Source organism: Halorientalis pallida, from assembly GCF_049605515.1.
Classification (GTDB): domain Archaea; phylum Halobacteriota; class Halobacteria; order Halobacteriales; family Haloarculaceae; genus Halorientalis; species Halorientalis pallida_A.
Genome location: NZ_CP187158.1, coordinates 1,221,149 through 1,246,007, shown reverse-complemented (window position 1 = coordinate 1,246,007; position 24,859 = coordinate 1,221,149). Strand labels below are relative to the sequence as shown.

Below are 24,859 nucleotides of genomic sequence, written 5' to 3'. Positions count from 1 at the left end.
TGATGATCGATATACGGAAGTTGAGTATTTTCAACAAGATGGCCAAGGAGGGTGGGAACACGGTCGCCAACCACATGAGCCAGATGACCGGGATGAACACCGAGATGGAGATCACGAAGATCAACTTCATCGACATCCCGGACATCAAGACACACGTCGGCCACGACGAGCAGATCGGGATCTACATCGAGATGCAGGAGCCACCGCACGGCCACGTCCTCTTTCTGTTCAACGCCGACAGCGCCAAGCGTCTGGCCGCCGGGATGCTCGGTGACATGGGCGGGACCGACCCGGATTCGGAGGGATTCACCGAGATGGAAAAGAGCGCGATCCAGGAGATCGGCAACATCATGACCAGCGGGTTCATCGACGGCTGGGCCAACGTGCTGGAGACGACAATCGACATGTCGACGCCGAACTTCACGTTCGGGCCCGGGAGCGGCACCGTCGACGAGATCATCGGCGACCGCGACAGCGACATGGCCCTCATGTTCGACTCCCGCGTCCACGCCCAGGACGCGGACATCAACGTCAAGGTCTACACCTTCCCACAGCTCGAAGAACTCGTCGGCCTGATGCAGCGTCTGGAAGTCTGACCGTTCTTGACGGTCCTCCGTCACATCCGAGGGGAACTATGATATGACATGCGCCGCTGGTATAGCGCATGCCAGGAGGCACTGACCAGACACTGCGGCCGTTCCTGTGGCGTGCGGAGAACCTCTATCCCGACACGGAGATCGTCTCCCGGACACACGAGGGAATCGAACGCTACACCTACGAGGAGTACAGCGACCGCACGGCCCAGCTGGCCCACGCCCTGACCGACGCGGGCATGGGCGAGGGCGACCGCATCGCGACGTTCTGCTGGAATCACCACCGTCACTTCGAGACCTACTTCGGCATCCCGACGCTGGGCGCGCAACTCCACACGATCAACCCCCTCCTTCCCGACGAGCACATCCAGTTCATCGTCGAGAACGCCGCCGACAAGGCGATCTTCGTCGACCCGTCGCTGGCCGAGAAACTGGCCGGTGCCTACGACCCCGACTCCTTCGACAGCGTCGACCAGTTCGTGGTCATGGGCGACTCGGTGCCGGACCTGCCGTTCGACGCCGTTTCCTACGAGTCGTTCATCGAGGGCCACGAGACCGAGTACGACTGGCCCGTCGTCGATCAGGACCAGCCCGCCGGGATGTGTTACACCTCCGGGACCACGGGCAAGCCCAAGGGCGTCGAGTACACCCAGCAGATGCTCTGGGGCCACACCATGGCGACGATGACGCCCCAGGGACTGGGCATCGAGGACGACGACGTGGTGATGCCGGTCGTCCCGATGTTCCACGTCAACGCCTGGGGGATGCCGTTCTCGACGACCGCCGCCGGCGCGAAACACGTCTATCCCGGCCCCTCGCCCGAACCCGCGGACATCGCCCAGTTGATCGAAGAGGAAGGGGTCACCATCACCGCGGGCGTCCCCACGGTGTGGCTCGGCCTCCAGGAGTACATGCAGGCCGGCAACGAGGTCGACCTCTCCGAACTGGAGACCGTCATCATCGGCGGGTCGGCCGCGCCGAAGGCCATGATCGAGTGGTTCGACGAGTACGGCGTCTCCGTCACCCACGCCTGGGGCATGACCGAGATGAGTCCCATCGGCTCGGTCGCTCACCTCAAATCCGGACTGGCCGAGGAACTCAGCTACGAGGAACAGATCGACCGCCGGGCCAAGCAGGGTCTGATCGTCCCCGGTCTGGAGTTCAAGGTCATCGACGACGAGGGCAACGAGGTGCCCTGGAACGGCGAGGACTTCGGTGAACTGTACGTCCGCGGTCCCTGGGTCACCCAGGAGTACTTCCAGCGGCCCGAGGCCAACGAGAACGACTTCGAGGGCAACTGGCTCAAGACCGGCGACGTGGTGACCGTCGACGAGGACGGCTACATCAAGATCGTCGACCGCGCGAAAGACGTGATCAAGTCCGGCGGCGAGTGGATCTCCTCGGTGGAACTGGAGAACGCCATCATGGCCAACGACGACGTGGCCGAAGCCGCCGTCGTCGGCGTCCCCCACGAGCGCTGGCAGGAGCGGCCCGTGGCCTTCATCGTCCCGGTCGAGGGGGCCGACCCCGACGCCGTGGCCGACGAACTGCGCCAGGAAATCTCCGAGGACTACCCCAAGTGGTGGCTCCCCGACGACTTCATCCAGATCGACGAGGTGCCAAAGACCGCGACGGGCAAGTTCTCGAAGAAGGACCTCCGCGAGGAGTACGCCGACGAGGATCTGGTCGAGGGCCAGGTGCCCGAGGACGCCGCGCCCGAGAGCGAGTAGTCCGCGACCGCACCGAATCACCGCTGTTCTTTCGCGAATCGACACGAGGCGCGACAGTTCCGGTCGTCCCGAGCGCCGCCACCGTCGCTCGTTCGAACGGGAATTATGGTCTCTCGGCGCGACGGTACACGTATGAGCGAGGTTGCACTCGACGAGGTGGATCGTGGTATCCTGTTCGCCCTGCAACGGGACGCGCGCAACACGACGATCGAGGAGATCGCGAGCGAGGTCGACGTGTCCCCGAGTACAGTCCGGAACCGGATCGACCGGATGGAATCGTCGGGCGTCATCGAGGGCTACTACCCGAAGATCGACTACGAACAGGCCAACTTCCCGTTGCACGTCCTGTTCGTCTGCAGTGCCGCGTCCGACGAACGCGAGGAACTGGCGGCCAAGGCACTCGACGCCCGCGGGGTCATCGACGTGCGGGAACTACTCACCGGCAAGAATAATCTCTACATCGAAGTCGTGGCGACGGACACGCGCGACCTGACCGAACTCACGAACGAACTGTCCAATCTCGGCTTTCAAGTCGAATCCTCGGAGATCATCACGAACCACTCCGTCCAACCCTGGGGCGAGTTCGAGTTCTGACCCGGGACGGTCCAGCACAGGACGACAGGCTCACGACAGAACTGTGCTTTTCACAACTCGGTGTCGAAAATTGCGGAAAATACTAACATGTAAGAGCGGATGAACGCAACACTTTTGCGATTGCCACAGAGTAAGGGGTGTAGGGAAGGCGGTTGGCTGTGCCGCGTTCTCGAACCCAACAATGAACGACACCAGTACCGCGACGGGCGGTGGTGAGCGCGACTCGAACAAACCGGACCTCGACCGTGTGTTTCGAGCCCTGAGTCACCAGTACCGCCGTCGCACCCTCCTGGTTCTCGCGACGGCCAACCCCCGCGACGAAGACGAGTTCTCCCCGGCGGAACTGCGGGCCGAGGACGACGACCTGGAACTGTTCGAGACGGAACTGTTCCACGTCCACCTTCCGAAACTCGAAGCGGCGGGCTACGTCGACTGGGACCGGGAGAATAACACGATTACGCGGGGCGACAACTTCGACGAGATCGAGCCGCTGATCCAGTTGATGCAGAACCACGAGGACGAACTGCCGGCCGACTGGCGCTGAGCCGGCCCCGGGCGCGTCGCGTTATTCCAGCAGTTCGTCGAATCGCTCGCTCAGTTTCTCGACCGTCCAGCCCTCGGAATCGACCATCGAGTTCTCGTCTTTCGGATCGGCCACGAGCGACACCATGTCGCCCTGCGCGCGGACGGTCTTGCCGTTGACGCCCTCGGCGGCCTCGCTGACGAGGTAGCCGACGACGGGCGCGACCTTCTCGGGCGGGAAGTCGTCCTCGCCGAAGGGCTGGTGGGGCATGTCCTCGATCATCCGGGTGTACGCGATGGGGAGGAGTGCGTTGGCACGAGCGTCGAAGCGGGGCAACTCCGCCGAGGCGGTGCGGATGAGCCCGAGGACGCCGGCCTTGGCCGCGGCGTAGTTGGCCTGCCCGGCGTTACCCAGCGCGGAGGGGCTGGTGACGCCGACGAAGGCCCGCTCGCGGTCGGCCTCGTCGGCCGTCTCGTCCCAGTGGCGCGCGAGGTTCCGGAGCAGGGCGAAGTGCCCCCGCAGGTGCACGTCGATCACCGTGTCCCAGTCCTCGCCGGTCATCTCGGTCAGGTAGGCGTCCCGCAGGACGCCCGCGAAGTTGACGGCGGCGTCGACGCGGCCGAACTCGGCGGCCGTGTCCGCGATCAGTTCCTCGGTGTAGTCCAGGTCGGTCACGTCGCCGAAGTGTGCCATCGCGGTGCCGCCCGCGTCGCGGATGGCCGCCACGGTCTCGTCCGCGGGTTCCTCGCTCGCGCCGTCGCCCGAGAGTGTGGTCCCGAGGTCGTTCACGACGACCGTCGCGCCCTCGCCCGCCAGGTGTTTGGCCGTCGCCTCGCCGAGGCCGCGGCCGCCACCAGTCACGATACAGACCGTCCCGTCGAGCGGACCTGTGTCCGTCATCACCCGTGTAGCTGTCCGGCTCCGTGATAGGAATGTCGACAGCGAACGGCCGCCAGCGGGACCCACCGCCGAAAGAAACTCGAACTCCGTTCACAATTTACAATGTTCCAGTCCGTTTTTGTTTGTGCAGGCCTTGTTAACTCTCGGTCATGGAACTGCTAACGGAAGACGTGGTGCCGGCCGAGGCCCGCGACGTGAAACAGGAGGCTCGGGAGTTCGCGGAAGAACACATCGAGCCGGTGGCGGCGGACTACTACGAATCCGGCGAGTACCCCTGGGAGGTGCTGGAAGCCGGGATGGAGGCCGGGCTGGTCGCTCAGGACATCAGCGAGGAGTACGGCGGTCGCGGGCTGGAGCTGCAGGAGATTCTCGCCATCGCCGAGGAGTTCTACCGGGCCGATGCCGGAATCGCGCTGACCCTCCAGCTGGCGAGTTTCGGCGCGGAGATGCTCCAGGAGTACGGCGACGACTGGCAGAAAGAGGAGTTCCTCCGGCCCGTCGCGGAGAACGAGCAGTTGACGGGGCTCGCGGTGTCCGAACCCGACACGGGGAGCGACCTCGCCGGGATGGAGACCACGGCGGAGAAGGACGGCGACGAGTGGGTGATCGACGGCGAGAAGTACTGGATCGGCAACGGCGTCGAGGCCGACTGGGTGACGCTGTACGCCCGCACGGGCCACGACGAGAACGACCGGTACGGCAACTTCTCCCTGTTCATCGTTCCCACCGACACCGACGGCTACGAGGCCGAACACATCCCCGAGAAGATGGGTTTCCGAGCCTCGAAGCAGGCCCACATCCACCTGAACGACGTTCGGATTCCCGAAGACCACGTCATCGGGACCGAGGGGACCGGCTTCTACATGCTCGCGGACTTCTTCAACCACGGGCGCGTGGTGGTCGGCGGGCACGGTCTCGGCCTCGCCGCGGCGGCCATCGAGGAGGCCTACGACTTCGTCCACGGCCGGCAGGCGTTCGGCCGCGACGTGAGCGAGTTCCAGAAGGTCCAGCACATCCTCGCGGACATGCGGACCGAATTCGAGGCCGCCCGCTCGCTCAACTGGCGGGCCGCCGAGAAGGTCGCCAACAACGACAACTCCGGGTTCTGGGCGGCACAGGCCAAGGTCAAATCGACCGAGACGGCGACGATGTGTGCCGAACGCGGCATGCAACTCCACGGCGGCCGCTCGGTCCTCACCGAGAACCGCATCTCCCGGGTCTACCGCGACGTGCGCATCCCCGTCATCTACGAAGGGGCCAACGAGATCCAGCGCAACCTGATCTACGGGCAGTGGTAACCGCCCGCGACAGGGAGTCGTGACAGCTACGGTTTCGACCGGAGATACCCGCCGCTCCCGAGCATGACGACGCCCGCCAGGACCGCGACGAACCGGAGCAGGTTCCCCGAGTCCGTCAGGGGCGGTTGCCCGAGGCTGGTCCGGAGCAGCGTGTACTCGTTTTCCTCTTGCTGTTCGGGCGGCCGGTCGCCAGTCCCGTCGGCAGGTGTCTCCGTCGTGTTGCTGGACTCTCCCACGGTCTCGCTGCTGCCAGTCCCGGCAGCCTCGTCTGGTTCGCTGTCCGGGGGTCGGCGGTCCGGCACTCTCTCGTCGAGTGTCGGCAGGTCACTGTCCTCGGGCCGCTCGATAGCGATAACTCGTGGACCGAACCGCCGTCGCGGCTCGCTCTCGTCGTCGGCCTCGAGTTCCGTGCGATACTGGAAGTCCGACGCGCCCTGTCCAGCTGGAACCTGATAGTCGCCGCCGTTCCGGAGCGCCCGCTCGTACAGGTCCTTCCCGCGGTCGGACAGGTTCTCGTAGGCGATTACGTCGACGCCGCGCTCTTCGAGAGCCGACTTTTCTGTGATGAGCGGGCCGTCGACCTCGTGATAGAGCACGGGCTGGACCGGCGCCAGCGCCGGTGCGATCAGCAGGACGGCACCGACCACGAGGAACGCGGCCGAGATTCGCGACCGGGAGATCACTGCAGATCACTCCGTTGGAACCGCACGTAGCCGAGCGCGAGCGGGATCACCAGCCAGGCCGCGAACACGACGACGGAGAACTCGTCGGTGAGATAGACCGGAATCGACTGGCGGGCCTCCTCGGGCAGTCGGAAGATGTTTCGTTCCATCGCCGCGGGATAGACGAGGTTAGCCGCCTTCTGGAGGGCGATGTACGGACTGACGTAGTCGACGGCGGCGTATAGATGCGGGTTCTCGCCCAGTCCGAGGATCGTGTCGTAGACCAGTCGGACGACCTGCGAGAACCGGACGGTCAGGTTGAGGATCACCAGCAGGAAGTACGACCCGACCGCCGCGGCGATGGCCTGGCTCCGGCTGGCGGTCGCCGAGGAGAACGCGACGGAAAGCGCGACGAACACCCAGGCGTACACCAGCGTGACCGCGAACACGCCGACGGCGACGCCGATTGGCAAGACGCCGTACTTCGCGACCGTGATGGCCGTCGCCGAGACGAACATGAACAGCACGATGACGCCGACGACGGCCAGCCGGCTGAGGAGCTTGCCGACGAACACGTCCCGGCGCGTGTTCGGGAACGCGAGCAGGAACTTGATGCCACCGGTGGCGCGCTCGCCGGTGATCGACATGTAACTCGCGACGATGGCGACGATGGGGACCAGCACGCCAACGAGCCCGACCAGCAGGCCGTAGGCGTTCTGGGCTTCCCTGAGCGGCGGCGCGCCGTGGCCGAGGTTGACGTACGCGACCATCGTCGCGAGCATGGCCAGACAGACCGCGACGCCCCAGAGCGCGCCGGACCGGCGGACACTCGTGAGGTCCTTCGAGAGGACGCTCTCGATGCTCACTGTGCCACCTCCGGGGCCGCCTCGCCCTCGCGGCCGCCCTCGGTCAACTCGTTGAACAGCGTCTCCAGAGACACCGTCGTCGAGAGGATGTCGACGACATCGGCACGCTCGGCGACGTGTGTGACCACGTCGACCTTCCGGTCGGGTTCGACGCAGGTGACCGTCAGCGTGTGGTCCTCGACGGTCACGTCGACCACGCCGTCGAGTGCCTCGACCCCCAGGTCCGTCGGTGGCGACGCACACTCCAGTTCGATGGCGGCGTGTCCGCCGACGGTGTCGCGGAGGCCGTCGATGCTGTCGACCGCGACCAGTTCCCCCTCGTTCATCACGCCGACGCGGTCACAGACCGCCTCGACCTCGTTGAGGTGGTGGCTCGAGAAGAACACCGTCGTCCCGTCGGCGGCCACGTCGGCGACGACTTCCCGCATCGTCCGGATGCCGTTGGGGTCCAGACCCGTGGAGGGCTCGTCGAGGATCAGCAGCTCCGGGTCGTCGACCAGCGCCATCGCGAAGGCGAGGCGCTGTTGCATCCCCTTGGAGTAGTCCGCGGCCATCCGGCCGGCGTCGTCCGTCAGACTCACCAGGTCGAGTAGCTCCTCGGGATCGTCGTCGGCGTCTTTCGTCCGGATCGCCCAGTCGAGGTACTCACGACCCGTGAGCGGATCGTCGAAGCCGTAGCCTTCCGGGAGGACGCCCACGCGCTCGCGGATCTTCGCCGGGTGTCGCTGGGCGTCGATGCCGAACACTTCGACGCGCCCGCTCGTGGGGCGGATGTAGTCGAGCAGGAGGTTGATCGTGGTCGATTTGCCCGCGCCGTTGGGGCCGAGAAAGCCGAAGACCTCACCCTCGTCGACCGTGAGGTCGAGGTCGAGGACGGCATCCACGTCGCCGAAGGATTTCGTCAGCCCGCGGGTCTCGATGGTGGGCACGGTCAGGTCACCACCGGATCTCGTCGGGCGGGGTCGTTCACCGTCGCTGTGCGTGGAGGGGCGTCACTGGACAGGGGACCGTCCATACCGGGCGTCGTGCATCCGAATTGATGGGTTTTCCGGTCCGACACTCAGGCCGCCGGCAGGCGGAGGTCCACGGCCGCGCCGTCCTCGCTCCGGATCGCCATCTCGCCGCCGTAGGACTCCGTGATCGCTCTGACGGTCCAGAGACCCAGCCCGGTCCCGTGTTCGAGCTGGGTGATGTCCCGCTCACCGAGGACGACCCCCCGCTCCACGTCCGGGATGCCCGGGCCGTCGTCGGCGACGGTACAGACGACGTAGTCCCCTTCCTGTCGTGCCGATAGCGTGATGTCGGGGTCCTCGCCGGCGTACTCCACGCTGTTCTCGACGAGGTGGAATAGCGCCGTCTCCAGGTGATCGTCCGCGCGGACCGCCAGCCCGTCGGGCACGTCGATGGCGACCGTCGCGCCGTCCGCCGCCCGGGCGACGACGCGCTCGGCGAGGTCGTCGAGCGCGACGACCGATTCGGTCCCGGGGTCGTGTTCGACGGCTTCCTGGTAGTCCTTGAGCGTGTCGTTGAGACCCGCCAGTCCTTCGGCGTTCCCCCGGAGTTTGCGGGCGATGTCGGCGAGGTCCTCGTCTTCGATTCTGTCGGCGAGTACGTCCGCGAGTCCGACGATCACCTGCGTATCGTTGCGGAGGTTGTGCCGGGTCAGCCGGTTGAGGACCGCCAGTTTCTCGCGTTCCTTGGCCAGTTCGCCGGCCCGGATGCGGCGCACGTCGTTGACGCCGATCAGGACGTGAGCCACCGCGCTGACGCCGAGGACGACCGCGGCGACGAACGGCGGGAGTCTCGCGCCGGGATAGGCCAGCACCAGCAGGAGGACGGCCCCGAGCGCAACCAGCCCGAGCAGGTTCCAGCCGGCCACCCGGAGCGCCCGGTTGCCGGCGAGGTCGCTCCGTGCGAGCCAGCCACCGCCGGCCACGAGCAGGAGGCCGAGGACGACGCCGATGCCCGCGACGAGACTCCCGTACAGGCCCAGGCCGCCGCTCAGCAGGGCCAGCAGAGGGGGACCGAGGACGCCGGCACCCGTCAGCGCGACCGACGCGCCCGCGAGCAGTCGCTTCGGGTTCATCGTCGCGTGCGTTCCGGAGAACCACGTCGTTGGGAGGCCGAGCGGGGGAGACCGGACGAACGGATCATGCCTCTCCCTGCGTGTCCGACGGCAAGAAGTGTTGGTCTCGGCTCAGTGGTCGAAACGGTGGCGAAGCGGACGCGTTCTGGCGTCCTACTCCCCCGTCAGCTTGTGGAGTTTGTCCCCGACGGCGGTGAAGATCGCACCGTCCTGGAGTGCCGCCGGCCAGGTGACGCCGTCGTCACCCGTCCCGGACAGGGACAGCGAGATCGTCTGGGTCCCGTCGGCGGTATCGAACGCCAGCAACTTCCCGAAGTCGAGCCCGAGGTACACGTGTCCGTCGGCGACGACCGGTGATCCCTCGGCACGGTACTGGACGTTGGCGGTCCAGTCGACGGTGCCACTGCTGGCGTCTATCGCGTGGAAGGAACTCCCGGTCTGGGACGTGACGTAGACCTTGCCGTCGGCGACGGCCGGTGAGGTAGTCATCCGCCCGCTCAGCCCGGTTGCCCACAGTTCCGACCCGTCCGCGGCGTCGATGGCCCGGACGAACCCTCGTTCGGGCCGGTTGTCGACGACGTAGATGGTCCCGTCGGTGGCGGCCGGCGTCGGCGTGTTCACCGTCGAACCGTCACCCACGTCGGCCGTCCACCGCAGCGTCCCGTCGAACGGATCGACGGCGTGGAGCACGTCGTTCTCGGACTGGATGGCGACGACACCTTCCTGATGTTCGACGACGGGCCAGTGGTACAGGTAGTCGCCGACGAGTGCGGGGTCGGGCTCCGAGTTGAGGTCGCTGTACTGCCAGTACACGGAGCCGTCGTACGAGTCGAGCGCACGGATGCCGGTTCGGGCCGCGATGAAGGTGATGCCGTACGAGACGGTCGGCACGCCGGGCGAGGGTCCGTCACCGGTCTCGCTCGACGTTTCGTAACTCCACAGGATGCTCCCGTCGCCCGGGTCGTGTGCCGTGAGGTAGTTCCAGCGACTCGCGAGTATCGCGTCGCCGCTGTGGGCCAGCGCATCGGCCTGACTCCACTTCGTGCCCGGGTAGAACGTCCACTCGACCGACCCATCCGCGGTGTCGAACGCGAACAGCCCCTTACTGCAGGCGGCGTAGGCGGTCCCGTCGACCACGACGACGTTCGACTGGAACGGGTTGTGATCCGTCTGTTCGAACAACGGCGTATCCTCCGTCTCGTAAGACCACGCGACCGAGGGATCGGCAGTCGGGGGCGACACGTCCGTGTGGTGGCCAGTGTTCCCCTCGTCGGCCTGATGTTGTACCCAGTCGCTACCAGTCGCCTCGGCCCCGGCGGTCCCCGTCAGTGCCGTCGAGACGACGCTACCGGCCGCGAGCGCACCTGCCGTCCGAAGTAGTGATCGTCGATCCAACCCAGAGCGGTCTATGTGTTTCTCGGACATCATTTTACTGAATAAAACGTTCAATTAAATAACTTATGCAAAAGGAAAATGTCCCGTGGTGACTGGTCACAGCTGTGACTGCTCGGGAGTGTCGTCGCAGTGTTCCGGGGGCGAGAAGCGCGGTCGGCAGGCGGTTACTGTTCGAGGACGCCGTAGGTGGAGTCGAGGTGGTCGATTATCCAGTCGACGGTGTCGGGGTCGTAGGTCCAGAAGCCGTAGAACTTCCGTGGTTCGCGCTCCTCGGCCAGCAGGGCGCACTTGTTCTCGTCGACGCCGTCACCGTCGAACACGACGAACCACGACTTCTCGATCTCCTCGGCGCGTTCGATGTGGAGGGTGAACCCTTCGTGTTCCGGCGGGTCCTCGTCGGGGGCGGCGTACGCGTGTACGTCGAGGTTCTTCGAGCCGAGTCGCTCGTAGACGGGCAGTTCGCCCCGGAGCGTCGAGAGGTACTGGAACCCGGCGTGGAGCGATCCGTCGCCGACCCGCCAGGCCCGGTCTTCGATCTCCCGGGAGGCCGCGACCATCTGCTCGATGCTCCAGGAGGTGAACATGGTCTCGTCCATGTGATCGAGGATCGGCTGGTACGGGCTGTCCGCGAGGCCCAGCGCCACGTCCGCGTCCTCGATCATCCGCTGAAGATCGGTGATACTCGTCGCCGTCAACACCTCGCCGTCCTCGCTGAGGGTGACGAACTCGCCCGGTTTCCCGCTCGGTGTCGACTCCTGCCTGACCGTCACGTTCCGGTCCGCGAACCGCTCGCGAAACGCCGCGACCACGTCCTCGCCCGCGTTGAAAACCGTCAGCGTCTTCTCGTGTTCCTCGACACCCGCGATCAGTTCCGAAAGAGACATTCGCTTCGTCAGACCCACGTCCTCGGTGCGTAAATCGTTTGCGAGACGTTGCCGTACCACCGCGACCTCTCGGATTCCGAAGACGCGCGCCGCGCTCCGGATCGGCCAGCTCCGACCCCATCTCCCGACTGTGTGAATCAAGTGCAACTGTCATGATTAATGTGTGGTAACGCGTCGCAAACTCTTTTGTCCCGGCGCGCCGTTTCTCCGCTAGGGCGGCCGATTCGGCCACTGATTTATCATGACAGAACTAATGTGGCGCATCGCTGGTGGCTCCGGCGACGGGATCGATTCCACGAGCCAGAACTTCGCCAAGGCCCTGATGCGCGCGGGACTGGACGTATTCACGCACCGGCACTACCCATCACGGATCCGGGGCGGCCACACCTACGTGGAGGTACGGGCCGACGCCGACCCCGTCCGGTCGCGGGGCGACGGCTTCAACTTCCTGCTGGCGCTCGGCGATAGCTTCGCCCGCAACCCACAGGAAGGGGCCGACACCGTCTACGGCAACGAGGAGATCAAACCGCTCTCGGAGAACCTGGACGACCTCAACGAGGGCGGCGTGATCGTCTACGACGAGGGCCTGCTCGACGAGGAGACCCTGGAGCGTGCCGATCTCGACCTGGAGGCCCGGGCCGAGGAGAACGACTGGCACGTCTACCCCCTCGACCTGCGCGGCCTCGCCCGCGAACACGGGCGGGAAGTGATGCGAAACACCGCCGGCGTCGGCGCGACCGCCGCCTTGCTCGACATGGACCTCCAGCACATCGAGGACCTGATGGAGGACGCGATGACCGGCGACGTACTCGAAGCCAACCTCGACATCCTCGAACGCGCCTACGACTCGGTGCGCGAGGAGTACGAGATCACCCACGACCTCCGGGTCCCCACCGGCGACCACGACGAACAGCAGGTCCTGATGTCCGGGAGCAACGCCGTCGCCTACGGCGCTATCGACGAGGGCTGTCGGTTCATCGCCGGCTACCCGATGACGCCCTGGACCGACGTGTTCACGATCCTCTCGCAACATCTCCCCAAGTTCGGCGGCATCGCCGAACAGGTCGAGGACGAGATCGCCGCGGCGTCGCTGGCCGTGGGGGCGTCCCACGCCGGCGTCAAGGCCATGTCCGGGTCCTCCGGCGGCGGGTTCGCGCTGATGTCCGAACCCCTCGGCCTCGCGGAGATGACCGAGACACCCATCGTCTTGATCGAGGCGATGCGGGCCGGCCCCTCGACGGGGATGCCGACCAAACCCGAACAGGCCGACCTCGAACACATCCTCTACACGAGTCAGGGCGACTCCTGTCGGGTGGTGTTCGCGCCCGCCAACGTCCGGGAGTGTTACGAGCAGACCCGCGCGGCTTTCCGGCTGGCCTACGAGTACCAGCTCCCGGCCATCGTCGTCATCGACCAGAAGCTCTCGGGCGAGATGCGCAACGTCGACGAGTCGTTCTTCGACCGCGAACCGAACGCCGACCCGGGGAGCGTCCTCACCGAGGAGGAGATCCGCGAGGCGGCCCACCACGAGTCGGGGAAGTTCAAACGCTACCAGCACGACGCCGAGAACGGCGCGAGCCCGCGGTCGATCCCCGGGCAGAAGGACGGCCGCTTCCTCGCGTCGGGCAACGAACACACCCCGGAGGGCCACATCAGCGAGAGCCCGACCAACCGGGTCGCACAGATGGACCGCCGGATGCGGAAACTGGAGTCCATCCGTGCGGAACTGGACGAGGGCGACGGCTCCCACCAGACCCACTACGGCCCCGACGACGCCGACTACGGCCTGCTGGTGTGGGGTAGTCAGCAGGACACCGTGTTCGAGGCCGTCGACCAGTTGACCGACGCCGGCGAGTCGGTGAAGGCCCTCGGCGTCAGCGACATGCTCCCCTACCCCGAACAGGAGGTGACCGACTTCCTCGAATCCGTGGAGTCGTGTCTGGTCGTCGAGATGAACGCCTCGGCGCAGTTCAGGGGGCTGACCCAGAAGGAACTCGGTCGCTTCGGGCCGAAGCTCAACAGCCTCCTGAAGTACAACGGCGAGGCCTTCGAACCCTACGAGATCGTGGAGGGCTTCGAGCGCATCGTCTCCCGGGACGCCGCGATCCCGGAGGGAACGAAGTTCGTCCCCGCGGCAGGTGACTAACCATGAGTGTATTCAGTGCAATCGGCGAGGACCGCGAGATCGACCGCGACGAGTTCACACCCGGCATCGAACCGCAGGCGACGTGGTGTCCGGGCTGTGGCGACTTCGGCGTCCTGAAGGCGCTGAAACAGGCCATGCCCGAGGTGGGCCGGACGCCCGACGAGACCCTCCTCGTGACGGGCATCGGCTGTTCGGGCAAGCTCTCCTCCTACTTCGAGAGTTACGGCTTCCACAGCATCCACGGCCGGTCGCTCCCGGTCGCCCGGGCCGCGAAGCTGGCCAACCCGGGTCTGGAGGTCATCGCGGCCGGCGGTGACGGCGACGGCTACGGCATCGGCGGCAACCACTTCATGCACACCGCCCGGGAGAACCACGACATGACCTACATCGTGTTCAACAACGAGATCTTCGGGCTGACGAAGGGCCAGACCTCCCCCACGAGTCCGAAGGGGCACAAGTCCAAGACCCAGCCTCACGGGAGCGCCAAGGACCCCGTGCGGCCCATGTCGCTGTCGCTGGCGTCCGGGTCATCGTTCATCGCCCGCACCGCGGCGGTCAACCCCAACCAGGCCAAGGAGATCCTGATCGAGGCCATCGAACACGACGGGTTCGCCCACGTCGACTTCCTCACCCAGTGTCCCACCTGGAACAAGGACGCAAAGCAGTACGTCCCCTACACGGACGTGCAGGACGACGAGGAGTTCGACTTCGACGTGACCGACCGGCGCGAGGCCGCCGACGCGATGTACGAGGCCGAGTCCCGCCTCTACGAGGGCGAGGTTCTCACGGGGCGGTTCTACGTCGACAGCGACCGCCCGTCCTACGGGACGGAGAAGCGCGCCACCGGGGAGATGCCCGAAGACCCCCTCGCGGAGCGGTACCTCGACGCGGACAGCGAGTGGGAGCGCTCGGCGGACCTGCTCCACCACCACCGCTGAGGGCGGCCCCGTGGCCGATCCCGGCGTTTGCGCTTTCGGTTCGTGAGGTGAAACTTTCGGCCTGTTCGACCCGTTTTCGGGTTCGGAAGATATTTTTTCTCGGACGCAAAACCTACCCCTATGGCAGCCGAGTCCACGGAGGAGCGCATCCTGTCCGTCCTCGAGGAGGACGCACAGGCCTCCTACGCAGAGATCGCCGAGCGGGCCAACGTGTCCAAGCCGACGGTGCGCAAATACATCCAGCAACTGGAAGACGAGGGTGTGATCGTGGGCTATTCAGCGGACGTGGACCCGAAGAAACTCGCCTCCAAGTCCATCGCGCTGGTTGGGATCGACGTGGAGAGCGAACGCTACGTCGAGGTGACCCGGGAACTCAAAGAGATCGACGCCATCGACTCCCTCTACACGTCCAGTGGCGACCACACGCTGATGGCGGAGGTCCACGCCTCCGACGGCGACGCGCTCGGTGACGTGATCAACGAGGAGATCGTCGCCCGCGACGGCGTCGCCGCCGCACACCCTTCTTTCCTCCAGGAACGGCTGAAGTAACGCGTCTCCGTGGACGCGGCTCGGCCGAAATCGAAGGTTTATGCCCGCTCGTCCGTGATGGAGCAACATGGAAACCCGGCTGGTCGTGGGGTGTGGATCGGTCGGTTACGACCTCGTCTCGGCGCTCGCGGACAGGCCGGGAACGGTGTCGGTGCTGGAGGAGAGCGAACGGCGCGTCGAGCGCCTGCGCGAGGAAGGCGTCGCCGCGACCCACGTCGAGTCGCTCGACGCCGCGACACTGGCCGAACACGCCGACGGCGTCGATACGGTCGTCGTCGCCGGTGACGACCCACGGGAGAACTACCGCCGCGCCTCGGTCGCCAGCGAGGCCGTCCCCGACGCGATGCTCTTTGCCTTCGCCGGCCTCGAACCCGACACGGCCGTCCTCGAACGACTCCGTGACCTGACGGACACGCTGGTCGAACCGGGAGCCGCGACCGCCGACTTTCTCGGCCGCCGGATCGGCGACGAGGGCCTGCAGACGCGAAAACTCCGTCAGGCGTTCTGGGAGGTCGAGGAACCGCTGGCGATCGTCGCTCACGACAATCCCGATCCGGACGCCATCGCGAGCGCGGTGGCACTCCAGCGGATCGCGGCCGTGCTGGGCGTCGAGGCCGAGGTCTGTTACTACGGCCGCATCTCCCACCAGGAGAACCGGGCGTTCGTCAACCTGCTTGAGTTCGATCTCACCCGGCTGGAACCCGACGCGGACCTCGACCGGTTCGGCGGCTTCGCGCTGGTCGATCACTCCCGCCCGGGCGTCAACGACCAGTTGCCCGAGGACACGCCCGTCGACATCGTGATCGATCACCACCCGCCACGTGCGCCGGTGGACGCCCGCTTCGTCGACCTCCGGAGCAACGTGGGCGCGACCAGCACGCTGCTGGTCCAGTACCTCGACCAGTTCGGCATCACCATCGAGGAGGACGTGGCGACCGGCTTGCTCTTTGGCATCCGGATCGACACGAACGACTTCAGCCGGGAGGTCTCGACGGCCGACTTCGAGGCGGCCGCGACGGTCGTCCGGGCCGCCGACATGGGCGCGCTCGACCGGATCGAGTCCCCGTCGATCAGCGGCGACACCTTCGAGACCATCGCGCGAGCCATCGGCAACCGCCACCGCCGCGGCCCCGTCCTGACCAGTTGCGTCGGCGAGTTGAACGACCGCGACGCCCTCGCGCAGGCCGCCGACCGACTCCTGAATCTGGAGGGGGTGCAGGCGACCGTCGTCTACGGCATCATCGACGGCGTGATCTACGTCTCCGGCCGCGCTCGCGGGACCGACCTCGACCTGGGCGAGACGTTGCGCTCGGCGTTCGACCAGATCGGGAGCGCCGGCGGGCACGCCGACATGGCCGGCGCACAGATCCCCGTCACCGACACCGCGCTCGATCCCGCCAGCGACGGCGCGGACGCCGCCGGGGCAGTCGAGACCGCGGACGCCGACGGGAGGCCCGACGAGCGAGCGGACGGGGAAGCCGGGAGCGCCGACGGTGCCGAACTCGCCGGCGACCTGGAGGAGTTCGTGGCCGAGCGGTTCTTCGAGGCGCTCCGGGAGCGCCCGCCGGGCGAGCGGACGGGGCTACTGCTCGGCGGTCCGTTCGCGACCGAGGACGCTGGCTGGTGATCGCGAGTCCGTCCGCCGAAGGGGTTTTCCCGGCGCGGGGAGATGTCACGGACGATGGATTCCGAGGACGAGAAGCCACGCGTCAAAGACTACATGACCAGGGACGTGGCGACCGTCTCGCCCGACGACACGGTCGAGGCCGTCGCCCGCCGGATCGCCGACAGCGACGACACCCACAGCGGGTTCCCTGTCTGTGACGGCCGCCACGTCGAAGGGTTCGTCAGCGCCCGCGACCTCCTGCTCGCGGAGGACCACGACCCCATCTTCAAGGTCATGACACAGGATCTGCTGGTCGCCCACCCGGACATGAAGCTCAACGACGCCGGGCGCGTCATCCTCCGGTCGGGCATCCAGCGGCTCCCCGTCGTCGACGACGCGGGCAACCTCGTCGGAATCATCTCCAACGCCGACGTGATCCGCAGTCAGATCGAACGCGCCACGCCCGGCAAGGTCGACAAACTCCAGCGCACCCTCGAAACGATCCACGGCATCGAGGCCCGCGAGGACCGCCGCGAAGTGCCCCTGGAGAAACTCACACCCACCCAGAGTCGCGTGTACGCCGACGAGCTAGAGGGCCGGCGCTACGAACTGGAGCGCGGGCTCGCCGAACCCCTCGTCGTCATCGACAACGACGGGGAGTTCCTGCTGGCCGACGGCCACCACCGCGTCAAGGCCGCCGACAGCCTCGGCATCGAGGAGATGGACGCCTACGTCATCGTCATCGACGAGCGGGTCGAACTCGGGATGGCCGAAACCGCACGGAAGGAGAACCTCGACTCCATCGACGACATCGAGGAAGTCGAGTACGCCCACCACCCGCTCGTGGAGACGACCAAGCGCCTGCAGGAAGACGAGGCCTGAGGTCGCTTCGCCCCGTGGTTCTATCACTTCTCCCCCGTACTGTGAGCGCGTACCATGGTCAGCTACGAGCGTGACGGCCCGGTCGCCGTCGTCTCGATAGATCGTCCGGACGCGAAACACGCAATCGACGGCGAGACGGCCCGCCAACTCCGGGCCGCCTGGGAACGGTTCGACGACGACGAGGACGCCGCCGTCGGCGTCCTGACCGGCGACGAGGAGACGTTCTCGGCGGGCGCGGACCTCGAAAAGATGGATCTGGAAGACGGCCCCGAGGGGTGGCTCGGCTTCACCCGGACCACGGTCGACAAGCCAACCATCGCGGCCGTCGAGGGCCACTGTATCGCCGGTGGCCTGGAGATGGCGCTGTGGTGTGATTTACGCGTCGCGGGCGAGAGCGCCACGTTCGGCTGTTTCGAGCGTCGGTTCGGCGTCCCACTGGTCGACGGCGGCACCCAGCGCCTCCCCCGCGTCGTCGGGCAGGGCCGGGCGCTGGAGATGATCCTCACCGGTCGCCCCGTCGAGGCCGAGGAGGCCCGGGAGTGGGGGCTGGTCAACCGCGTCGTCGACGACGGCGACGCTCTCGATGCGGCCCGGGAGATGGGCGAGACCATCGCCGAGTTCCCACAGCAGACCGTCCGGACGGACCGGGCGGCGGTGTACGACGGCGCGGGCCTCCCGCTGGACGAGGGGCTGAAAGTCGAGGCCTGGCACGGGAGCCGGTCGCTCTCGACGGCCCACGAGGGGGCCGAGCGGTTCGCCAGTGGCGAGGGGCGACACGGCGAGGGGATCGAGGGTGTGGACGGCGACGACCCGCCCGGTTCGACGGACTGACCCTCGTCACTCCGGCCGAACTGTTAAGCGAACTCCGTGTGTAATTGACTGGCATGTACGACGAGGACGACCTCGCGGCAATCCGGGAGGACCGCGAGGAGTGGGAGCGCGAGACGCTCGACCCCGTACTCGACCGACACGGCGAGCGCCGAGACCGGTTCGCGACCGTCTCGAACCACGAGGTCGACCGGCTGTACACCCCGGAAGACGTGGCCGACCTCGACTACGGCGAGGATCTGGGGTTCCCCGGCGAAGAACCGTACACGCGCGGGGTCTACCCGACGATGTACCGGGGCCGGACCTGGACGATGCGCCAGTTCGCCGGCTTCGGCACGGCCGAGGAGACCAACGAGCGGTTCCACTACCTGATCGATGAGGGCCAGACCGGGCTCTCGGTGGCGTTCGACATGCCGAGTCTGATGGGACTGGACAGCGACGACCGGATGAGTCAGGGCGAGGTCGGCAAGGAGGGCGTCGCCGTCGACACGCTCCGGGACATGGAGATCCTGTTCGACGGGATCGACCTGGGCGAGGTCTCGACGTCATTCACCATCAACCCGAGCGCGCCGGTCATCTACGCGATGTACCTGGCGCTGGCCGACCGGCAGGGCGTCCCCCGCGAGGAGATCCGGGGCACCCTCCAGAACGACATGCTCAAGGAGTTCATCGCCCAGAAGGAGTGGGTGGTCCCCCCGGCGGCCTCGCTGGATATCGTGACCGACGTGATCGAGTTCGCCGTCGACCAGACCCCGAAGTTCAAGCCGGTCTCGGTGTCGGGGTATCACATCCGCGAGGCCGGCTCGACCGCGGTGCAGGAGCTGGCGTTCACCCTCGCGGACGGCTTCGCCTACGTGGAGGACTGTCTGGATCGCGGCCTCGATATCGACGCCTTCGGCCCCCAGCTGTCCTTCTTCTTCAACTCGCACAACTCCATCTTCGAGGAGGTGGCGAAGTTCCGGGCGGGGCGGCGCATCTACGCCCGGCTGATGGACGAGTGGTACGACGCCGAGAGCGACGCGGCGAAACAGATGAAGTTCCACACCCAGACGGCCGGGCAGTCCCTGACTGCACAGCAACCGCTCAACAACATCGTCCGCGTGACGATCCAGGCCCTGGCGGGTGTGCTGGGTGGGACCCAGAGCCTCCACACCAACAGTTTCGACGAGGCGCTGGCCCTGCCCAGCGAGGAGGCGGTCCGGGTCGCCCTGCGAACCCAGCAGATCATCGCCGACGAGTCCGGCGCGGCCGACATCGTGGACCCGATGGGCGGGAGCTACGCCATCGAGGCCCTGACCGACGAGGTCGAGGCCGAGACGATGGCCTATCTCGACGAGATCAGGGAGATGGGCGACGGGTCGGTCCGGGACGGCGTGCTGAAAGGCATCGAGGACGGCTACTTCCACCGGGAGATCCAGGACGCGGCCTACGAGTACCAGGAGCGCGTCGACGAGGGCGAGGAGGTCGTCGTCGGCGTCAACCGGTACACCATCGACGAGGACACGTCGCCGGACCTGTTGCGGGTCGACGAGACGACCGGCGAGCGCCAGCGCGAGCGCCTGGCCGAAGTGAAAGCCGAGCGCGACGACGGCGCGGTCGACGACGCCCTGGCCGACGTGCGCGCGGCCATCGAGAACGGCGAGAACGTCATGCCGGCCATCGTCGACGCGGTGAAGGCCTACGCGACGATGGGCGAGATCATGGGCGTCTTCGAGGACCACCACGGCTCCTACCAGGAGACCGTCGGACTGGCCTGACGCGGGTCTCGGGCCACGAACCGTCCCGTACTTTGATGCTGGTTCCGTTCCTCGGGGTGAGCATGACTGACCGAACGACGCTCTCCATGCGGTCTGCAGACGCCCCATCCCGCGCCAGCACCCGGGTACCGATCCAGGGATGACGGCGCGACTCACGACGGAGGTCGTCACCGACGGCGAGGCCGTCCGCGGTGACGTTCTGCGGGCTCTCGAAACCGTTTACGACGACGTTATCGTCGCCGACGAGGACGGGACGGTGCCGGACTGTGTCGTCGCCGTCGCGCCGCTCTCGGACGCCGACTGGGAATCGCTCGGCGACCGGGACGGCGTGCCCCTCGTCGTCCTCACGACGCCGACCGACGCGCCGGGGGTCCGCCCCCGGGCGTCCGAGGCCGACGCGACCGACGTGGTGGTCGCCGACGAGGACCGTTACACGGCGCTGGCCAATCGTGTGCGCGGCGTCGTCCAGGGTCGGCGAACACGCGCCGACTCGCCGACGCCCGACGTGCCCGCCGACGGGCGGTATCTGCGTGACCTCTACGACGTGGCGACCGACGAGACGCTTTCCTTCGAGGCGAAGGCCGACCGCATCCTCGGTATCGGCCTCGACAGGCTCGGCGTCGAGAACGCACACCTCTCGACCATCGACCGCGACCCGGAACGGTACGAGGTGGTCGCGAGCGTCGGCGAGTTACCCATCGAGCCCGGGGAGTTGATGGAACTCCCGACGACGTTCTGCCGCCGAACCATCGAGTCCGAGGACGTGCTGGCCTTCGAACACGCCGCCGAACAGGGCTGGCTCGGCGACCCGGCCTACGAGGCAAACGACATCGAGTGTTACCTCGGTGCCCGCATCACGGTCGGCGGATCGCTGTACGGCACCGTCTGTTTCATGGACCGGTCGCCACACGGCCCCTTCAGTGAGGCCGAACAGGCGTTCGTCAGCCTCGTCGCGCGGTGGCTCAGCCACGAACTCGAACGGACGCGCCGCGGGACGGCACTGGACGCGCTCCACGACGGCACCGCCGACCTGATGCGGGCGACGACGGCCGATTCGGTCTGTGACACGGCCGCCGCGGTCGCCGTGGCCGCGCTCGACGCACCGCGGACGCGCGTGTGGCTCGTCGACGACGACCCCGGGACGACGCTCCGGGCGGCCGCGAGTCACGGCTGCCCGGCCGACCCGGACCCGCTCGACCGGGCCGACGGCCAGGGGACCTGCCTCTGGGACGCACTGGACGACGGCGACCTGTGCCAGTACGACGACGCCGACGGTCTGGACGGGACCGGCTTCGCCGAGACGACGCGGAGTCTGGTGGTCGTACCGCTGGACACCGAGGGCGTGCTGGTCGCCGGGTCCGGGACGGCCGCGGCCTTCGACGACATCGACCGGTCGATGGCCGGAATGCTAGGTTCGAACGTCGTGGCCGCCCTCGAACGGACCGACTGGATCGACCAGCTCCGGACCGCACGCGAGCGGTTCAGCCGGATGTTCGAGTCCGCCAGCGACGGCCTGCTCCTGGTCGAGCCCGACGCCGACAGCGTCGTCGACTGCAACGACCGGGTGTGTGAACTGCTGGGCTACGACCGCGCGACCCTGCGGACCGTCGCGCCGTCGACGATCTGTCGCGACGACCTCGCGGACTTCCAGCGGCTGGTCGCGACGGCACTGGACACCGGCCGCGCGCGGGCCGACGAACTCCTCCTCCGGCACCGCGACGGGAGCCGAATCCCGGTCGAGGTGTCGGCCGCCGAACTCGAACTCGACGGTACCGACCACGTCCTCGCGAGCATCCGCGACGTGCGCGACCGGAAACACCGCGAACAGGCGTTGAGCGTCTTCAATCGCGTCCTCCGACACAACATCCGCAACGACATGAACGTCATCATCGGGCGGGCCTCGATGCTCGAAGACGCCATGGCGTCGGGCGACGAACAGGCCCACCTCGCGCGCATTCTCGACACGGCTCGCGGCCTGACCGAACTGGGCGAGAAGGCCCGGACCTTCGGCCAGCTCGACGAGCGCGACCCCGACGCCGACAGCGTCGAGATCGGCCCGTTGATCGACCGGGTGTGTGACTCGCTGTCCGAGGCGTACCCCGACGCGCGGATCACCGTCAGGGGGGACGCCGACGCCGTGGCCGCCGTCGAACCGACGCTCGACGTGGCCATCCACGAGCTACTGGAGAACGCGATCAAACACGCGACGACGGACGCCCCGACCGTCGCGGTCGACATCGACAGCGACGGCGACGACGTGACGGTCCGGGTCGCCGACGAGGGCCTGGGCCTCCCCGAACAGGACCGCGCCGTGCTGGAAGGCGGCTCCGAGACGCCGCTGGACCACGGGAGCGGTCTCGGCCTGTGGCTGGCCAACTGGGTCGTCACCGCGGCCGGGGGGTCGATCACGGTCCGCGAAGCCGGTTCCGACGGCTCGGTCGTCGTGCTGTCCCTGCCCGTCGACCGCGACGCGACGACTCGCCCGTGACGCCCGAGCGGTCGTTCTCACGCGGCGGGATCGTCGAAAACTTCTATTAGGTTTTCCCCCGTTTTGCGAGGCGCGATGGAAAAACCACTGCTGGTCACGGACTTTCTGGATCGGGCACGACGCCACTACGGCGACGAGGAGGCCGTCGTCGCGACGACCGGGGAGCGGTACAGTTACGACGAACTCGGCGAGCGCGCCGACCGTTTCTCGGCGTTCCTGCAGGATCGGGGCATCGAGAAAGGCGACCGCGTGGCGGTACTGGACCCGAACACCCACTACCACCTCGAAGCCGCCTACGGGAGCATGCAGGTCGGTGCGGTCCACACACCCCTGAACTACCGGCTGGTTCCCGACGACTTCGAGTACATCCTGTCAGACGCCGAGGTCGACGCCATCTACGCGGATCACGAGTACGCCGACCGGATCGAGGCCGTCCGGGACGACGTGCCGACAGACACGTTCGTGACGAACGACGCCGACGCCGTCGACGGGGACTGGGAGTCCTTCGACGACGTGATCGACGCCGCCGGCACCGACTACGACCGGCCGGAGATGGACGAGGACGACGACATCACGATCAACTACACCTCGGGGACGACCGGCGATCCCAAGGGCGTCGTCCGGACCCATCGAACCGAGACGATCCACGCGTACCTCGTCTCCGTCCATCAGGAGATTCGCGACGACGACGTGTACCTCTGGACCCTGCCGATGTTCCACGTCAACGGCTGGGGCCACATCTACGCCGTCACCGGCATAGGTGCGACCCACGTCTGTACCCGCGGCGTCGACGCCGAGTGGATCTTCGACACCGTCGCCGAGGAGGACGTGTCCTACATGTGCGGTGCGCCGACCGTGTTGAACATGCTGAGCGATCACTACGAGAGCGAGGACGGCGACGTGGCGACGACCGGCGCGAACGAGGTCCGCATCGCCACCGCCGGGAGCGCGCCGCCGGAAGCGACCATCCGCACGGTCGAAGACGAGTTCGGCTGGCACCTCAAACACGTCTACGGCGCGACCGAGACCGGGCCGCTCATCACCACCTCCGACGCCAGACGGCTGTACGACGACGACAGCGACGCCCGGTTCAAGATCAAGAAACGACAGGGCCTGGGCTATCTCGGGACGGACGTGCGCGTCGTCGACGAGAATGGCGAGGAAGTCGAGTGGGACGACGAGACCATCGGCGAAGTCGTCGTCCGTGGCAACCAGGTGATGGATCGGTACTGGAACAAGCCAGACGCCACCGAGGAAGCCTTCACCGACCGGATCGAGGGCTACTACCACACCGGCGACCTCGCCGTCGTCGACGACAACGGGATGATCTCCATCCAGGACCGGAAGAAAGACATCATCATCTCGGGCGGGGAGAACATCTCCAGCATCGAGCTGGAGGACACCCTCTACGAACACGACGCGGTGAGTCAGGTGGCGGTCATCCCCGCGCCCAGCGAGGAGTGGGGCGAGACGCCCAAGGCGTTCGTCGTCCCCGCCAACGACGACCCCGAGAACCCGCCGGTCTCGACGGACGAACTCAAGGAGTTCTGTGAGTCGCGGCTGGCCGGTTACAAGGTCGTTCGCCGGTTCGAGTTCGTCGCGGAACTCCCGACCACGGCGACCGGGAAGATTCAGAAGTACGAGTTGCGCGAGCGCGAGTGGGACGACGAGGACAGCATGGTCGGGCAGGGCTAGAACTCAGTCGCTCCCCGCGTACCGATCCGAGACGTAGATCACCAGCCCGAGCATGATGCCCAGCCCGATAGCGACAGTCAGCATCCCGTACAGGGCGGTCCCGAAGGCGTTGGGCGGCAACTGGATGAACCCGAACAGCTCCGGGTCGAGGTCCTCCGGGCGGGCGTTCCCGAGGATGAAGCCCATCACGCCGGCGATGGCGACGATGGCGACGTAGATGAACAGGACGACGCGAGTGCCCGGACGACCGGCCGGAGACCGGGTGACCGTGTCTGTCATTGCCCGAAGTTAGAGACGAAGGTAATTAGCCGTTTCACTTCCTACTGGGAGTAATGTCCGAGAAAGACCTGCTCTTTCTGGTCCTGGCCGGGATCGCACTGCTGATGTTCGTGACGGGGTTCGTGCTGGTCGTCAGCTGAGCCGGTGCTGGTCGGCCGGG

At 66.9% G+C, this 24,859-nt stretch carries 22 protein-coding genes; 14 read left to right on the top strand and 8 right to left on the bottom strand.

Going from position 1 to position 24,859, the window contains the following annotated elements; translation table 11 throughout:
* Positions 1–2 precede the first annotated feature (2 nt).
* The 4 genes from ACOZ4N_RS08060 (at position 3) to ACOZ4N_RS08045 (ending at position 3,461) form a co-directional block, all read left to right on the top strand.
* A complete protein-coding gene (locus ACOZ4N_RS08060; protein WP_424019944.1) occupies positions 3–596 on the top strand; it encodes a chemotaxis protein CheC in 594 nt (197 codons plus the stop codon).
* 68 nt (positions 597–664) lie between these two features.
* The gene (locus ACOZ4N_RS08055; RefSeq protein ID WP_424019412.1) at positions 665–2,323 is read left to right on the top strand and encodes a long-chain fatty acid--CoA ligase; all 1,659 of its coding nucleotides are present in this window, start codon (positions 665–667) and stop codon (positions 2,321–2,323) included.
* A gap of 132 nt (positions 2,324–2,455) precedes the next feature.
* Positions 2,456–2,917 carry an Lrp/AsnC family transcriptional regulator gene (locus ACOZ4N_RS08050; RefSeq protein WP_424019411.1) on the top strand — a complete coding sequence of 154 codons (462 nt, stop codon included), beginning with the start codon at positions 2,456–2,458 and terminating at the stop codon, positions 2,915–2,917.
* A gap of 181 nt (positions 2,918–3,098) precedes the next feature.
* On the top strand, positions 3,099–3,461 hold the full coding sequence (locus tag ACOZ4N_RS08045) for a DUF7344 domain-containing protein (RefSeq protein WP_424019410.1): 363 nt from the start codon (positions 3,099–3,101) through the stop codon (positions 3,459–3,461).
* A 21-nt stretch (positions 3,462–3,482) separates the two neighbouring features.
* Here the strand turns inward: ACOZ4N_RS08045 and ACOZ4N_RS08040 are convergent, their stop codons facing one another.
* The gene (locus ACOZ4N_RS08040) at positions 3,483–4,340 is read right to left on the bottom strand and encodes an SDR family NAD(P)-dependent oxidoreductase (protein WP_424019409.1); all 858 of its coding nucleotides are present in this window, start codon (positions 4,338–4,340) and stop codon (positions 3,483–3,485) included.
* A 149-nt stretch (positions 4,341–4,489) separates the two neighbouring features.
* On the opposite strand from ACOZ4N_RS08040, the gene ACOZ4N_RS08035 reads away from it, so the two are divergent.
* Entirely contained in the window at positions 4,490–5,638 is a 1,149-nt protein-coding gene (locus ACOZ4N_RS08035; protein ID WP_424019408.1) for an acyl-CoA dehydrogenase family protein, read from the top strand.
* Positions 5,639–5,664: 26 nt separating this feature from the next.
* Here the strand turns inward: ACOZ4N_RS08035 and ACOZ4N_RS08030 are convergent, their stop codons facing one another.
* From ACOZ4N_RS08030 to ACOZ4N_RS08005, 6 genes are all read right to left on the bottom strand, one after another.
* A complete protein-coding gene (locus ACOZ4N_RS08030; RefSeq protein ID WP_424019407.1) occupies positions 5,665–6,321 on the bottom strand; it encodes a hypothetical protein in 657 nt (218 codons plus the stop codon).
* Positions 6,318–7,166, bottom strand: coding sequence for an ABC transporter permease subunit (locus ACOZ4N_RS08025; protein ID WP_424019406.1), 849 nt, complete (start codon positions 7,164–7,166; stop codon positions 6,318–6,320). Before ACOZ4N_RS08025 ends, ACOZ4N_RS08030 begins: the two co-directional genes overlap by 4 nt.
* Positions 7,163–8,095, bottom strand: coding sequence for an ABC transporter ATP-binding protein (locus tag ACOZ4N_RS08020; protein ID WP_424019405.1), 933 nt, complete (start codon positions 8,093–8,095; stop codon positions 7,163–7,165). Before ACOZ4N_RS08020 ends, ACOZ4N_RS08025 begins: the two co-directional genes overlap by 4 nt.
* A gap of 131 nt (positions 8,096–8,226) precedes the next feature.
* Positions 8,227–9,252: a sensor histidine kinase gene (locus ACOZ4N_RS08015; RefSeq protein WP_424019404.1), complete on the bottom strand. Its 1,026-nt coding sequence runs from the start codon at positions 9,250–9,252 to the stop codon at positions 8,227–8,229.
* Between the two features lie 153 nt (positions 9,253–9,405).
* Positions 9,406–10,677, bottom strand: a complete 1,272-nt coding sequence (locus tag ACOZ4N_RS08010) for a PQQ-binding-like beta-propeller repeat protein (RefSeq protein ID WP_424019403.1) — start codon at positions 10,675–10,677, stop codon at positions 9,406–9,408.
* Positions 10,678–10,811: 134 nt separating this feature from the next.
* Positions 10,812–11,531, bottom strand: coding sequence for a DICT sensory domain-containing protein (locus ACOZ4N_RS08005; protein ID WP_424019402.1), 720 nt, complete (start codon positions 11,529–11,531; stop codon positions 10,812–10,814).
* 241 nt (positions 11,532–11,772) lie between these two features.
* Here ACOZ4N_RS08005 and ACOZ4N_RS08000 point away from each other — a divergent pair, with 241 nt between their 5' ends.
* From ACOZ4N_RS08000 to ACOZ4N_RS07960, 9 genes are all read left to right on the top strand, one after another.
* Positions 11,773–13,677: a 2-oxoacid:acceptor oxidoreductase subunit alpha gene (locus ACOZ4N_RS08000; protein ID WP_424019401.1), complete on the top strand. Its 1,905-nt coding sequence runs from the start codon at positions 11,773–11,775 to the stop codon at positions 13,675–13,677.
* 2 nt (positions 13,678–13,679) lie between these two features.
* Positions 13,680–14,615 carry a thiamine pyrophosphate-dependent enzyme gene (locus ACOZ4N_RS07995; RefSeq protein ID WP_424019400.1) on the top strand — a complete coding sequence of 312 codons (936 nt, stop codon included), beginning with the start codon at positions 13,680–13,682 and terminating at the stop codon, positions 14,613–14,615.
* A 120-nt stretch (positions 14,616–14,735) separates the two neighbouring features.
* Positions 14,736–15,164, top strand: a complete 429-nt coding sequence (gene lrpA1 / locus ACOZ4N_RS07990; protein WP_424019399.1) for an HTH-type transcriptional regulator LrpA1 — start codon at positions 14,736–14,738, stop codon at positions 15,162–15,164.
* Between the two features lie 67 nt (positions 15,165–15,231).
* A complete protein-coding gene (locus tag ACOZ4N_RS07985) occupies positions 15,232–16,791 on the top strand; it encodes a DHH family phosphoesterase (protein ID WP_424019398.1) in 1,560 nt (519 codons plus the stop codon).
* Between the two features lie 54 nt (positions 16,792–16,845).
* Positions 16,846–17,652: a CBS pair associated ParBc domain-containing protein gene (locus ACOZ4N_RS07980; protein ID WP_424019397.1), complete on the top strand. Its 807-nt coding sequence runs from the start codon at positions 16,846–16,848 to the stop codon at positions 17,650–17,652.
* 54 nt (positions 17,653–17,706) lie between these two features.
* Positions 17,707–18,483, top strand: a complete 777-nt coding sequence (locus ACOZ4N_RS07975; protein WP_424019396.1) for a crotonase/enoyl-CoA hydratase family protein — start codon at positions 17,707–17,709, stop codon at positions 18,481–18,483.
* A 53-nt stretch (positions 18,484–18,536) separates the two neighbouring features.
* Complete coding sequence (locus ACOZ4N_RS07970) at positions 18,537–20,237, top strand: acyl-CoA mutase large subunit family protein (protein WP_424019395.1); 1,701 nt, start codon at positions 18,537–18,539, stop codon at positions 20,235–20,237.
* A gap of 139 nt (positions 20,238–20,376) precedes the next feature.
* Positions 20,377–22,725: an ATP-binding protein gene (locus tag ACOZ4N_RS07965; RefSeq protein ID WP_424019394.1), complete on the top strand. Its 2,349-nt coding sequence runs from the start codon at positions 20,377–20,379 to the stop codon at positions 22,723–22,725.
* A 75-nt stretch (positions 22,726–22,800) separates the two neighbouring features.
* Positions 22,801–24,420 carry a long-chain-fatty-acid--CoA ligase gene (locus tag ACOZ4N_RS07960; RefSeq protein ID WP_424019393.1) on the top strand — a complete coding sequence of 540 codons (1,620 nt, stop codon included), beginning with the start codon at positions 22,801–22,803 and terminating at the stop codon, positions 24,418–24,420.
* Positions 24,421–24,423: 3 nt separating this feature from the next.
* Here the strand turns inward: ACOZ4N_RS07960 and ACOZ4N_RS07955 are convergent, their stop codons facing one another.
* On the bottom strand, positions 24,424–24,699 hold the full coding sequence (locus tag ACOZ4N_RS07955; protein ID WP_424019392.1) for a DUF7520 family protein: 276 nt from the start codon (positions 24,697–24,699) through the stop codon (positions 24,424–24,426).
* Positions 24,700–24,859 lie beyond the last annotated feature (160 nt).

What these genes read in the sequence shown, in the direction of transcription:
- ACOZ4N_RS08000 (WP_424019401.1), top strand. Translation starts at nt 11,773, where the DNA reads ATGACAGAACTAATGTGGCGCATCGCTGGTGGCTCCGGCGACGGGATC.
- ACOZ4N_RS08040 (WP_424019409.1), bottom strand. Translation starts at nt 4,340, where the DNA reads ATGACGGACACAGGTCCGCTCGACGGGACGGTCTGTATCGTGACTGGT.
- lrpA1 (WP_424019399.1), top strand. Translation starts at nt 14,736, where the DNA reads ATGGCAGCCGAGTCCACGGAGGAGCGCATCCTGTCCGTCCTCGAGGAG.
- ACOZ4N_RS08045 (WP_424019410.1), top strand. Translation starts at nt 3,099, where the DNA reads ATGAACGACACCAGTACCGCGACGGGCGGTGGTGAGCGCGACTCGAAC.
- ACOZ4N_RS07985 (WP_424019398.1), top strand. Translation starts at nt 15,232, where the DNA reads ATGGAAACCCGGCTGGTCGTGGGGTGTGGATCGGTCGGTTACGACCTC.
- ACOZ4N_RS08055 (WP_424019412.1), top strand. Translation starts at nt 665, where the DNA reads ATGCCAGGAGGCACTGACCAGACACTGCGGCCGTTCCTGTGGCGTGCG.
- ACOZ4N_RS08035 (WP_424019408.1), top strand. Translation starts at nt 4,490, where the DNA reads ATGGAACTGCTAACGGAAGACGTGGTGCCGGCCGAGGCCCGCGACGTG.
- ACOZ4N_RS08060 (WP_424019944.1), top strand. Translation starts at nt 3, where the DNA reads ATGATCGATATACGGAAGTTGAGTATTTTCAACAAGATGGCCAAGGAG.
- ACOZ4N_RS07955 (WP_424019392.1), bottom strand. Translation starts at nt 24,699, where the DNA reads ATGACAGACACGGTCACCCGGTCTCCGGCCGGTCGTCCGGGCACTCGC.
- ACOZ4N_RS07960 (WP_424019393.1), top strand. Translation starts at nt 22,801, where the DNA reads ATGGAAAAACCACTGCTGGTCACGGACTTTCTGGATCGGGCACGACGC.
- ACOZ4N_RS07965 (WP_424019394.1), top strand. Translation starts at nt 20,377, where the DNA reads ATGACGGCGCGACTCACGACGGAGGTCGTCACCGACGGCGAGGCCGTC.
- ACOZ4N_RS08050 (WP_424019411.1), top strand. Translation starts at nt 2,456, where the DNA reads ATGAGCGAGGTTGCACTCGACGAGGTGGATCGTGGTATCCTGTTCGCC.
- ACOZ4N_RS07970 (WP_424019395.1), top strand. Translation starts at nt 18,537, where the DNA reads ATGTACGACGAGGACGACCTCGCGGCAATCCGGGAGGACCGCGAGGAG.
- ACOZ4N_RS07975 (WP_424019396.1), top strand. Translation starts at nt 17,707, where the DNA reads ATGGTCAGCTACGAGCGTGACGGCCCGGTCGCCGTCGTCTCGATAGAT.
- ACOZ4N_RS08010 (WP_424019403.1), bottom strand. Translation starts at nt 10,677, where the DNA reads ATGTCCGAGAAACACATAGACCGCTCTGGGTTGGATCGACGATCACTA.
- ACOZ4N_RS08005 (WP_424019402.1), bottom strand. Translation starts at nt 11,531, where the DNA reads ATGTCTCTTTCGGAACTGATCGCGGGTGTCGAGGAACACGAGAAGACG.
- ACOZ4N_RS07995 (WP_424019400.1), top strand. Translation starts at nt 13,680, where the DNA reads ATGAGTGTATTCAGTGCAATCGGCGAGGACCGCGAGATCGACCGCGAC.
- ACOZ4N_RS07980 (WP_424019397.1), top strand. Translation starts at nt 16,846, where the DNA reads ATGGATTCCGAGGACGAGAAGCCACGCGTCAAAGACTACATGACCAGG.
- ACOZ4N_RS08015 (WP_424019404.1), bottom strand. Translation starts at nt 9,252, where the DNA reads ATGAACCCGAAGCGACTGCTCGCGGGCGCGTCGGTCGCGCTGACGGGT.